This window comes from Acidithiobacillus ferriphilus (genome assembly GCF_018854775.1).
In the GTDB taxonomy this organism is placed as follows: domain Bacteria; phylum Pseudomonadota; class Gammaproteobacteria; order Acidithiobacillales; family Acidithiobacillaceae; genus Acidithiobacillus; species Acidithiobacillus ferriphilus.
Map to the genome: position 1 here is coordinate 1 of NZ_JAAZTY010000154.1, position 11,431 is coordinate 11,431.

At 53.8% G+C, this 11,431-nt stretch carries 7 protein-coding genes and 1 pseudogene; 7 read left to right on the top strand and 1 reads right to left on the bottom strand.

Going from position 1 to position 11,431, the window contains the following annotated elements; translation table 11 throughout:
* From HF921_RS10635 to HF921_RS10650, 4 genes and pseudogenes are all read left to right on the top strand, one after another.
* Positions 1-164 (top strand): annotated as a pseudogene (locus tag HF921_RS10635) (IS3 family transposase); the annotation flags it as partial.
* Between the two features lie 220 nt (positions 165-384).
* Positions 385-624, top strand: coding sequence for an antitoxin (locus HF921_RS10640; protein WP_009566530.1), 240 nt, complete (start codon positions 385-387; stop codon positions 622-624).
* Complete coding sequence (locus HF921_RS10645) at positions 618-1,031, top strand: type II toxin-antitoxin system VapC family toxin (RefSeq protein ID WP_226834484.1); 414 nt, start codon at positions 618-620, stop codon at positions 1,029-1,031. The genes HF921_RS10640 and HF921_RS10645 overlap by 7 nt, the downstream gene beginning before the upstream one ends.
* Positions 1,032-1,613: 582 nt before the next feature.
* The gene (locus HF921_RS10650) at positions 1,614-3,815 is read left to right on the top strand and encodes an EAL domain-containing protein (protein ID WP_064218460.1); all 2,202 of its coding nucleotides are present in this window, start codon (positions 1,614-1,616) and stop codon (positions 3,813-3,815) included.
* Between the two features lie 99 nt (positions 3,816-3,914).
* On the opposite strand, the gene HF921_RS10655 is transcribed toward HF921_RS10650, so the two are convergent.
* The gene (locus HF921_RS10655; RefSeq protein ID WP_215892763.1) at positions 3,915-4,883 is read right to left on the bottom strand and encodes an IS110 family RNA-guided transposase; all 969 of its coding nucleotides are present in this window, start codon (positions 4,881-4,883) and stop codon (positions 3,915-3,917) included.
* A 986-nt stretch (positions 4,884-5,869) separates the two neighbouring features.
* Here HF921_RS10655 and HF921_RS10665 point away from each other — a divergent pair.
* The 3 genes from HF921_RS10665 (at position 5,870) to HF921_RS13365 (ending at position 10,878) form a co-directional block, all read left to right on the top strand.
* The gene (locus HF921_RS10665; RefSeq protein WP_064218457.1) at positions 5,870-7,144 is read left to right on the top strand and encodes a GGDEF domain-containing phosphodiesterase; all 1,275 of its coding nucleotides are present in this window, start codon (positions 5,870-5,872) and stop codon (positions 7,142-7,144) included.
* Positions 7,145-7,171: 27 nt separating this feature from the next.
* Complete coding sequence (locus tag HF921_RS10670) at positions 7,172-9,331, top strand: glycosyltransferase family 2 protein (protein ID WP_215892762.1); 2,160 nt, start codon at positions 7,172-7,174, stop codon at positions 9,329-9,331.
* Between the two features lie 284 nt (positions 9,332-9,615).
* Entirely contained in the window at positions 9,616-10,878 is a 1,263-nt protein-coding gene (locus HF921_RS13365) for a sensor domain-containing diguanylate cyclase (protein WP_064219760.1), read from the top strand.
* Positions 10,879-11,431 lie beyond the last annotated feature (553 nt).

Below are 11,431 nucleotides of genomic sequence, written 5' to 3' on the forward strand. Positions count from 1 at the left end.
CGTGGAGGACACGGGAAGCGGTGGAACTGGCGACCCTCGAATGGGTGGCGTGGTTCAACCATGTCAGGCTGCTCGAACCCATCGGCTATATCCCTCCGGCAGAAGCTGAGGCAAACTACTATCGGCAACTCGCCGAACAGACCGAATTAACGGCCTGCACTTAAACCAAATGGCCTCCACGAAACCCGGGGCGGTTCATTTTAGGTTGGCCCCATTCTCCGGGAGACTGAGGGGTACGGGGAAAAGCAGTGGCAACAGGTGATGGCAACAGCATTTTGTCCCTTTGCGCCCGGAAGGCCAGCCAATCGATACTTGAATGTATCCATTGACGGGTCGATGGCGTGCGGCCTATGCTGAAACCTATGTCTAAAGAGAGGTGTTACCATGCATACGGAACGCCATGTACGTTTTTTTCGGAATGGCCGCAATCAAGCGGTTCGTATTCCCCGTGAGTTCGAGATGGACGCGCAAGAGGCCATCATGCGGCGTGAGGATGATCGCTTGATTATCGAGCCCGTAAAACGCAAAGGGCTTCTGGCCACTCTGGCGAGTCTTTCTGCCTTGGATGAGGAGTTCCCGGATACGGATCGCGATCTTCTCCCGCTGGATGACATCGAATGGTGAGTGGGACCCGTCGCTACCTGCTGGACACCAACATTCTGTCGGATTTGATCAGGCATCCACAGGGTATAGTGGCACAGAAGATTACCGTTGTCGGCGAGGCGACCGTATGCACCTCCATTGTGGTGGTTTGTGAATTACGCTATGGCGCAGCAAAGAAAAATTCTCCCCGACTCACAGAACAGGTGAACGCCGTTATCGCGGCCATGGATGTGCTCCCCTATGACACGCCGGCCGATCAGGCTTATGCGGAAATCCGTCAACACCTTGCCGCCTGCGGCCAGCCCATTGGTCCGAATGACTTGCTTATTGCCTCCCATGCACTGGCAGCCAAGGCCATATTGGTGAGCGCCAATGTGGGCGAGTTTTCCCGAGTGCCTGGGCTCATAGTGCATAATTGGCTGCAGTGATCTGATGCCGATGGCGAGGCAGCGTAGGCGGGTGAGGTTTTCCGGGCCGAAGCCTATGCGGACGCGACTGCGGTCCTCATCAAGGTTCCAGTCGATGAGATAATGCGCGCTCTTAATCGCGCAGTGCCCGCGATTCACTTCCGATATACGCTGCGGTGAAGCTTCTTGCTGAGTGCGACTGGTGATTCCCAGGGCGACCTCCAGAGAATGTTTGCCGATTTTCTTGTGAATGCATTGCAACCGTGATCTGGGAGTGATACTTCGACATATCAACCGATTACCCTACCTCAGGTATCTACTGGGATTTTGCAGACATATTCAAACGAAGTTCCAGATTGGATGGTCTGGGCACGTCAGAAACTGCCTTTGGATGCAACCGAAATTAGCAAGTATGCCTATATTATCTGCGGCGACTTCAGATGCCTCGACTGCTTACGAGGGCGGTCTGATTCATGGAGGAACTCCATCGGCTACTCGGGCAACTGCATGAGCATAGCCACCGATTTCAGGAAGGGCTTGGGCAGGCGGTGAGGGTTATGCGAGACAATGTAGCATAGCGGCATAAAACAGGAGGCTGGAATAATGGACCAACATGAACGTGAAGATGACGGTCAAAAATCGGTGCCCAGTTCCGATAGCAAGGTGGCGGAGGAGCTGATCATCTCCGCAGGGGGCGATGTGGTTGGAAGTACCCGCAGGCGACTCAGCATGATCGACCCTTACGATCGTGTTGATATCTGGCTCAACGCCGTGAAGGAGCTGCTGTGCTATTACAGCGAGACCGTGGTTGCGGACTTTTACGACACCCTAATGCGTGCCGAGGCATCGGCGCATATCCTGAGTCTCCTTTCAGATGCCGAAATGGCCCATCTCAAGACCAGCCAAGTGCGTTACCTGACGCAGGTTCTCTCACCGGGCATCAGCCGGGAAAAGCATATGTCCATGGCCAGAGAGGCCGGCATGCGCCACACCTGGATCGGATTGCCTGCAGACATTCTGGCCCAATCCTTTCAGGTCTATCGCGCCGTTCTGGAAGATACCATCAATTCTGATTTGGCCAACAGTGTCACGCTGCAGTCCATCATCATGGAGCGCCTCAGCAATGACCTCTCATGGCAACTCATGGCCTATACCGAGGCCGAAAATGAACGGGCCGATACTCTTGAAAATATTAGGCAGATCATTTCTACAGCCATTAATCGTGAAGACATCATAAGGGAAACACTGCAGCGCATTGTTAAAATTCCAGGAATCACCGGCGTCGAAATCGTCAGCGTTGGAGAAAATTACGGCCTGCGTTGCGAGTTGAGTTTCGGCAATACTCTGCACGAAAGCCAGTCCCAAGAAATCATGGAGTGGTGTGCGATCGAGCGAGATAATTTATTGTTGCAGGCTTGGCGAGACGAAAAGCCCGTTCAAATCGATAGCATTCAGAAGGAATTATCGCCTGAGGAGTGGACCAAGGCCCAAGCCCTCGGCCTACGCTCTATGGCAATACATCCTATCCTGACCCTTGCCGGAGCCCCACAAATCCTCATGACCTTATACAGCCCATGGCCTGGGTATTTTCATCCGCCTTGGCAACAGAGCTTTTGGGCGTCTCTCGAGCACTTTTTTGGCGATCGTCTGGAGACGTTGGAAAAAAGTTCCGTTATCCGCACTGCTCCGTCCATCAGTTTGCAGGACCGGCGTCGTTACCGAGAACTCTTGCAAAATGATGGTCTGGAAATGTGGTATCAACCCGTAGTGAATCCGGGTACTCATCGCATCGTTAAAGCTGAGGCTCTGGCGCGATTGCGTGATGACGATCACCTCATCTCTCCTTATTTCTTCCTACCCGCATTCGGTAGTACGCAGTTGCTTTCCCTTTTTGAAAAAGGTCTACAACAAATCCATAAAGATGCCCAACGTTGGGTGGCAAAAAAAATCTTCCCTCCTTCCTTGTCCATCAACCTGCCGCCCGAGGCCTTTCAGCATCCCGCCTTTCTGCAAAAAATCGCGCGATGGGGAGCCACCAATTTGTTGCAACAAAATCATCCTGGCGGCACGGGGCCACTTAAAATCACGCTGGAGATTCTGGAAACCGGTGCCTTGGATGAAGCTAGCGCCCAAGAACAAATTCTTCTACTGCGCAACGCAGGATTCCGTATTGCACTGGACGATGTGGGTAGCGGTGAGTCATCCCTTAATCGCTTACGCGCTCTCTCTATCGACGAAATAAAGATTGACCAGTCCTTCATATGTGCTCTGGAAAAAAATCCTGACACTATCAACTTTGTCATAATTTTAGCAAATCTTGCCAACGACCTGAATATGGCCTGCGTGGCGGAGGGTGTAGAGAATGACGCCATTGCAGACATGCTGGCCAGCATTGGTGGCCTTTCCTTGCAAGGTTATATCTACGCCAAACCCATGCCGGCTACGGAATTGGCGGGCTGGGCTACGGAATACCAGCAAAGAAAAGAACCAGCACACCCTTATACCATCCATGGCTGGTTTGCCAAATGGATGGTGATAACCCGCATCGTGCGTGCATCTCTACTACACATGCCGAACCTGCTAAATGGTTTTACCATCAACGATGGCATACATAAAGAACTTCAGGAGAGCCTACAAAATTTACCACTTAACGATGCACACAGACAGCAGATAAGTGCTGCTTTCGATGAATATGGCCAGTCCATCATCGCATCATTGGCCATGCAAAGATATGGAGAAGACATTTTCGGCCTACTGAATATCGGCGAAAAAAACCTAAAGACCGCTGTTTATAACATATTATAGGTTGGCAGTGGATGATGTTTGCCAAACGAATGTTTTTCGAGCTATCGTCAACTTTGGTGTATGAGCGTCGGCGTCTGTCAGATATCGTCTTGGACGGCGTTATGCAACTCCCAATTTGGGGTTAAACGGTTTCCCCGACTTGAGGACGCCGAAAGCCAGATGCAGGAGCTTGCGCATGGCGGCGACCACCACTTGCATGGGGCGTTTGCCTCGGGCCAATAGCCGGTCGCAAAAGGATGCGATGATGGGGTTGTGCCGCTTGGCGACCACTGCCGGCAGGTAGAGGGATTTGCGCAACAAAGCATTCCCCGCCTTGGCGATGGGGGTCTTTCCTGCCCATTGACCCGACTGGCGAATGCGGGGATTGAGGCCGGCATAGGCAACCACCTGTTTGGCAGAGTGGAACCGCTCCAAGGGGCTGAGAAAGGCCAGCAAGGTGGCGGCCGTGTTGTCCCCAATACCAGGGATACTGGACAGCAACTCCTGTTGGTTTTTGAGATCGGGGTGTTTATCGATATGGATCTCGATCTGCAGGCGTACCATCTCGATCTGCTGATGAACAAATTCCAGGACGGCCTCCACAGACTTCCGCGCTGGCCCCTCGGCCGCTTCCAGTCGGCTGTTCTCCATCGTTTGCAGTGCCGGGAGGTCCTCCAGACGTTGGACCAGGGCCTGGAGGGTGACGATCTCCTCAGCCGGCGGCACCCAGGGCGCAGGACGGTGCATCCGGCAATACCGGGCAATGAGCCGGGCATCGGCCTTGTCCGTCTTGGCCCGGGTCAGTTCTGTCTTGCCGAAGGCATGGATCTGGGCCGGGTTGACCACGCTGATGAGGATCTGCTGTTGCGCCAGAAAGCGTGCCAGGTCCCGCCCGTAGACGCCCGTGGTCTCCATGCAAAGATGGGCTTCCTGGGCGTCGTGCCTGGTCAGCCACTCCAGGAACTGCTGATGTCCAACGGGTGTGTTGGGGAAGACCTTACTGCGATACTTGCCCTCAGCGTTCAAGAGAGCCACATCGAATTTGGTCTTGGCCACGTCGATACCAACGAATAGAGTAGGATTAGTCATGCCAATCTCCTTGAAAAGATAACGGCGATCTACGGACCATGCCGGTTCAACCTTATCTGTGCAGGCTCTTGCCCAGGGCAGGCCTTGGATACCGTCCGAACGGGTGGCAAAGGTGAGGCGAGCGATTAATCTGCATTACAGGATTGATTCCTTGGGTGACAACCAGTCTTGCCCGCCTCGCTCCGGGGATCAGCCGAAGGGTACCAATCCACAGGGACTGGTTCCAAGACATAAGGGTGGTAAGTTTCTGCGCACCATTGGTATGGCTCGCGCTGAAGTCAAAATCGGCATGATGAATCTGGTCTATAACATGCGGCGATTTACCTGCTTGATGCAGCAATCGGTGGCCAGGTAGGGATCAGTCCGTCCAAAGCCCATGAAAAAGGCTAAAAATACGCAGATAAAGTAGGGATAATGCGTAAAAATCGCCTGAAATCGGCGAGGAAGGGGGAATATTCCATTCTCAAGTCGTGAAATTTTTGTTATTCGAAGTGCCCTTACATCCGGCGGTGACATGCGCATTTAATACAATCAGTTACCTAGCTTAGGCAGTGCTTTGGGCGGCTGGAGTAGTTGGCATCAAAACCTCCTCGCTTTATGTCTGTCGGACTGGGAATCAGCATGAATCTGGCTCGTTATTGTTGGTGGTTGTTTTGGTTCAAAGTGATGTCATCGGCAACCCTCTCCCTTCGTCCTGACTGTAGCTTTCCTGAAACATTCCTTAACGCCATAAAAAGCACCAAATAAACCGATGCAGAGGGCAGTTCCCGAAAGGACACCCTCCAAGGTTGTCACAATAACGTTACAAAGGGCTGGGACAAAACATCTCTTTCGTTGCCACGTTTGTCAGGTTTACAGGCTCTCAGGCGCCGTTACGCTTCGCGGCATGACTCTTGCGTTCAGTATAACCATTTCCACAACGAGAAGTAGATGTAGGGAAGGGAACGTCACCGATTGCCTGTTGTTCGTGAATTGAGGGGGACAGTATGGATTTGCCGCAGGATCATCCGGCAGGCAGGCTTTCGCTGGAGCAGCGAATGACCTGCGCGATCCGCCGAGTGCAGAAAAACGGGGGAAACTTCGCCTTGCTGCTCATTCGCCCTCGCTACTGTCTGGTGTCGCAGATCACCCGTGGCGTCCTTGTGCATCCTGGCCTCATACGCCAGATCTATGACCGCCTGCTGCCCTTGGTGCGGCGCATCGACAGCGTTGCCCTGTTGAACGGGCAAAATATTGCCCTCCTGGCGGAGGGTGTGAAGGGTACTGGAGCCGCATTGTCTCTGGCACGCCGCCTCCATGCCCTGTTGGATGACCCCTTTTCCGCTATGGCTGAGCGTGGTGCCATCGATTCGGATATGGGTGTTGTCTTGTATCCTCTCCATGGGCTCACTCCCACGGATTTAATCGCCAATGCCAAGGCGGCTTTGCTACAGACTACACGTCCAGGAGGTACGGACATGGAACTGTACAACCAGACACCCCCTTCCGTCGTTACAACAGATAGAGGGTTTTCTGGCGCAGAACTAATGACAGCAATAAATCACGATGAACTGTTTTTGCACTACCAGCCACAGGCGCACCTCCCGGATGACTCAGTCTGTGGCGTAGAAGCATTGCTACGCTGGCAGCACCCTCGCCACGGACTGCTCTACCCGCAACAGTTTTTCCCCTCCGCGCGACTTCATGGTGTCCTTCTGTCCCTGGAAGCCTGGGCCTTGCGCCACGCGTGCATGAACTTTGCGTCATGGCCTCCACAAGTCACCGCCGGAATGCATCTGGGGATTAATGTGTCCCCGTCATTTCTCTGCGATGCCGCATTTCCCCTTCTGCTGGATGCCGTGATCGGAGAGTCTGCGCTGTTGCCGTGCCTGATCAGGCTGGAAATCAATGCAGAGGATCTGGTGTTACACCCCGCCGAATGGGTTTCGCGGATGCCGGCCATTCGTCAGCTGGGGGTGGGTATCGTCCTCGATCATGTGGATGACCTTGCTCTGGTCCCCAAGCTACTGCGCATGTTGAAGCCGGGAATCATCAAATTGGATATGGATATATTTGTCGGAGAGGACCCCGCTCTTGTCCATGGGGCTATAGCGGATTTGAACGAATGGGCCGGGCAATATGGAGCCCGGCTTATGGCCCAGAATGTTGAACAAGTCAGCCAGCTTGCTTATGTGACGGATAGCGGTATTGGCGAGGGGCAGGGCACCTTATTTTACCCACCCCTGCCAGCCGTGGCTGTATATGCTTTGCGTAACCGGTAGGAAATAACAAGCCAACGGAGGTGCCTTATGACTCAACATATCCCGTATGAATCCCTGGGCAAGGGAAAAACAGTCGTCATCCTCATTTTTCTCCTCGCCGCAGTCTGGTATCTCCCTTGGCGGGCGGGAGTCCTGAATGAAGACCATCTGGTTTTTTCTGTTGTTCTATATGGAGCGGAGCTTTTCAGTTTCTTTACCATCATGCTCCATCTGTTCATGACCTGGCGTCTGACATTAAGGAAAGCGCCGCCCGCACCCCCCGGTTTGCGGGTGGCTGTACTCGTACCGACGATCAACGAACCCGTGGGCATGCTGCGCCAAACATTGCTAGGTGCCATCCGTATGGATTATCCCCATCAGACCTGGCTACTGGATGATGGCCGCCGACCCCAGATGCGGCGCCTCGCCAGGGAGATCGGGTGCAACTATCTCACGCGCACGGACAACACCGACGCCAAAGCCGGATCCTTAAATAACGCCCTGCACCATATCGAGGCGGATGTTCTGGCTATTTTTGATGCAGATCATATTCCAGCAAAAGAGTTCCTGACACATACCCTGGGATATTTTAGCGACGAAAATGTGGCCTTCGTACAGACACCACAGGATTTTTACAATCTCGATTCATACCAGCATATAAAAAATTCGCACAGTCAGAGTATCTGGATGGAGCAGTCACTTTTCTTTCGCGTGATACAGCGCGGCAAGGACTACTGGAATGCCGCATTCTTTTGCGGTAGCTGTGCGGTGATCCGCCGGACGGCGCTGGATAGTATTGGTGGCTTTGCCACGGGAACGGTCACGGAGGATTTGCATACCTCTCTGCGCCTGCACAAAAAGGGTTATACGTCAGTCTATCATCCGGAATCTCTGGCGTATGGGTTAGCACCGCTATCCATAGGCCCTTATCTGCAGCAGCGCATACGCTGGGGGCAAGGAGCCATGCAGGTGTGGCGCAAAGAGGGCATTCTGTTCACTCGCGATCTGACCATACCCCAGAGAATCAATTATCTGGCATCAACCATTACCTACTTCGATGGTTGGCAGAAAGGAATATTCTATATTGCACCGGTGCTGGTATTGGTTCTGGGATGGTTGCCCATCGTTGATATTGCTAGTGTCACCTTTCTGTGGCACTTCATCCCCTATTACGTGCTCACGTTCTGGGCTTTTGAGGAAATCAATCGCGGCTATGGCCGTGTGCTCCAGACAGAGCAGTTCAATATGACGCGGTTCTGGGCGCTCATGGTGTCAACCTTGGGTTGGTTCAGAGGAAGAATCACCTTTTCCGTGACGCCAAAGAATGTTAGCTCCCATCATGGAGATCATCACTACATAATCCCCCAATATTCCATACTGGCGGCGAATGCAATTGCTATTCCTTTTGGGATATGGGGATTATCTGGGTACGGTGCGCTCCCTACGAGCGCACTGGTGGCCAACATACTATGGTCTTTTGTGAATATCGGGTTGGCGGCACTGGTGGTGGCTATGACCCTTTTGCGTCGTCACCGGCGCAATGAATATCGCTTTCCCGTACCGCTTGTGGTGCGTATTGATGATCCGTCGGGTCCGTCGGAACTGGCCATTGCCGAAGACGTATCGCTTTCCGGATTTCGTATTTATTCGCGATTAGCGCAAGAGATGGTCCTACATGATAAAATTAGCGGTCGCTTGCTGATTCCCGATGGAGAGATTCCATTTTCTGCGGAGGTGATTGGCGAAAATGAGGGCGAAATGGGTAAAGTCCGGACTGTGGGTTGCCGACTCATCTGGCCGGACGATGCAGCCAGGGACCGCTTGGGGCTTTTCCTCTACGGCTCGAATTTGCAATGGCGGGTTCTCGGATTGTCGGATCGGGTACATACTCCCCTAGAGAGTCTACAGCTCTGGTTGATGGGGCACGGAGTCCATGCCAATGCCGTCAGACGTTGGATTCCTGTCTTTTATCAACGGCTTGATGTTTCTGGCGATCAACAGTGGGTGGGCTTGATTTCCGGCAACACCAGCGGACCCCGCACCTTTTTGACCTATGATGCTCTAGGTTCCGAGGCCGATGTGCAAATGTTGATGCAAGGCAAATACCGGCAGCAGTCTTTACGCATCAGGGCGGATTTCAGTGAGCGGGTAGGGAATTCCGTCGCGCCGGTGTATGTCTACCAAGCGGCGGAATGTGCCGCCGGGTGACATGGGGCTGCCTCCGGAACCAGATGTTGCCCTAAATATCCTTAGCGGTGGCAAGAGAGGAACCTAAATGTCACTCATTGGTGCGGGATCAGATCTATTGCCACGTTTTCTCGTACCTAATCCGGGCGAAGAGTCTCTGCTGCGGCGCCATGGTCCATCCATCGCGCCGCGGGCGAGGGCATTTACCCATCGCTGGGCAGCACTCCTGCATCAGGAGAAGAGTCTACAACCCCTGCTGCGCAAGCCTTTCCTGGCGCTGGCGCTGCCACTCATAGAGGGCCATTATGCCGCGCTTTTGGGCACAGACTATGACGCCGGACGACGGGCGTGCTTGCAGCACGCGGGCGACCTCCCGCGATCTATTCTATCGGGCTATTACCCAGGTAAACCGGATGCTGACGCATCCGCAACCCGAGTCGTCCATAGAGGATATCCTGTCCCGAGGAGTCAGCCTGATCGCCAATATCCTGCAAGCTCCCTTGGTCTGGATTGGTATTGCTCCCAATGGACAATCGGAGTTGTCCATTGCGGCTGCGGCGAGTCCTGGGGTTTCGGGCCTCGCCAGCATGCGGGTATCGGTTGATCCTGACGTTCCAGAAGGGGCTGGACCCAGTGGGCAGTCTGTCCGTTCGGGGCAGCCTTATGTCTGCCATCGTGACGACCCGATTATGGCGCCCTGGCGGAATCTGGCCATCGCTAACGGCATCGGGGGCTTTGCGGGTGCGCCCTTTTATCTCAATGAAGGTGACCGGGGAATCGTTTCTATTTGCCGGCGCGATGAGGAAAGCTTCCCAGAAGATGTCGTGGGCCTGATTTTCCATCTGGCCGAAGATGTCGGGACCTTTCTGGATCGGCTGTGCAACCTCTTAAATCAACTGGTGAGCAATATCCATATTGCCTTGGATGAATATCATAGCCGTCAACAATTGGCGGCTGAACGAGAGTCTCATGCTTGGCAAGCCCACCACGATTGCCTCACCGGTCTGCCCAATCGACTCGGCCTTGCCCGGCGTTTGGGCGACGCCAGCGCCCGGGCACTTCGCCATGAGCGACTGCTGGCCGTGGGGATGCTCGATCTCGATGATTTCAAGGCCATTAATGATATCCATGGACACGCCATTGGTGATCGTCTCCTGGTGGATATGGCCGGACGCTTGAAACGGGCTCTGCGCCATACAGATTTTGCCGCGCGCCTGGGGGGTGACGAATTTGTACTGGTGCTGGAAGACCTGCAGGATCTGGGCTACTTGGAGGCGGTCATCGCCAAGGTGGGCGAGGTCCTCTGTTGGGCTGATCCAAGGGTTGGCTGTGAAAAATCTCCAGTGGCTGGCGACGACGCCACTGCTGAATACGTTGTCCTCCCCCATAACGGCCGCTATCGTGGCCTTGGGGTTGACGGGCACGACCATCGACATCGCCCATCATGCCTACCACCGGGTGTTGGAGGCCACGCTCAAAGCCTTCCGGACGGAGGGCACGGTGGACTGGACAGTCGCCGAAGATGCGGCCGATTTCTTCCAGCAAACCCTGTTCAGCGCGATTCGTGAGACAAACGGGCACCCCCACGTTCCCACGCCCTAAAACCCTGTCAGCATAACCTCTCCCGCCCGTCGACACCCTTAATATGCCAGATATCCTCCTGCTATGTAGACCCTGTTTTCGCCAGAGATGGTTGCAACACCAGCGCCTGTATCTTTTCTGAAGCAAGTTCGCACCCACCGTGAATGCTGTGTTACGCGCGGCAACAGTAGCGTTTCAGGGAACCCATAGCGAATTGGAGCAGGAATTGTTGCGGATCCTTTACAAATTGCATTCGGCAATGACGCTTGAATCCATAAACATAACAATTAAAAACAATTAGTTACAATAGTGGCATAGGGGTTGCTATAGGAAAGGCGTCCCTCCCGAAGTTTTGGGGACGCATTAAAGCGACGATCCAGGATGATCAGAAGATCCTTCTGGAACCTTTTGGGAACACGAATTGATTGGAGGAAGTCATGAAAAAGTCAGCCCTTTTAGTTTCTGCATTGGCTCTTGCGTTTTCTGGTGCCGCGTTTGCTCGGGACAACGGGAATCCACCCCCACCCCCACCCCACCATT

Coding starts and splice junctions, on each gene's coding strand:
- HF921_RS10640 (WP_009566530.1), top strand. CDS start 385: ATGCATACGGAACGCCATGTACGTTTTTTTCGGAATGGCCGCAATCAA.
- HF921_RS10645 (WP_226834484.1), top strand. CDS start 618: ATGGTGAGTGGGACCCGTCGCTACCTGCTGGACACCAACATTCTGTCG.
- HF921_RS10650 (WP_064218460.1), top strand. CDS start 1,614: ATGGACCAACATGAACGTGAAGATGACGGTCAAAAATCGGTGCCCAGT.
- HF921_RS10655 (WP_215892763.1), bottom strand. CDS start 4,883: ATGACTAATCCTACTCTATTCGTTGGTATCGACGTGGCCAAGACCAAA.
- HF921_RS10665 (WP_064218457.1), top strand. CDS start 5,870: ATGGATTTGCCGCAGGATCATCCGGCAGGCAGGCTTTCGCTGGAGCAG.
- HF921_RS10670 (WP_215892762.1), top strand. CDS start 7,172: ATGACTCAACATATCCCGTATGAATCCCTGGGCAAGGGAAAAACAGTC.
- HF921_RS13365 (WP_064219760.1), top strand. CDS start 9,616: ATGCCGCGCTTTTGGGCACAGACTATGACGCCGGACGACGGGCGTGCT.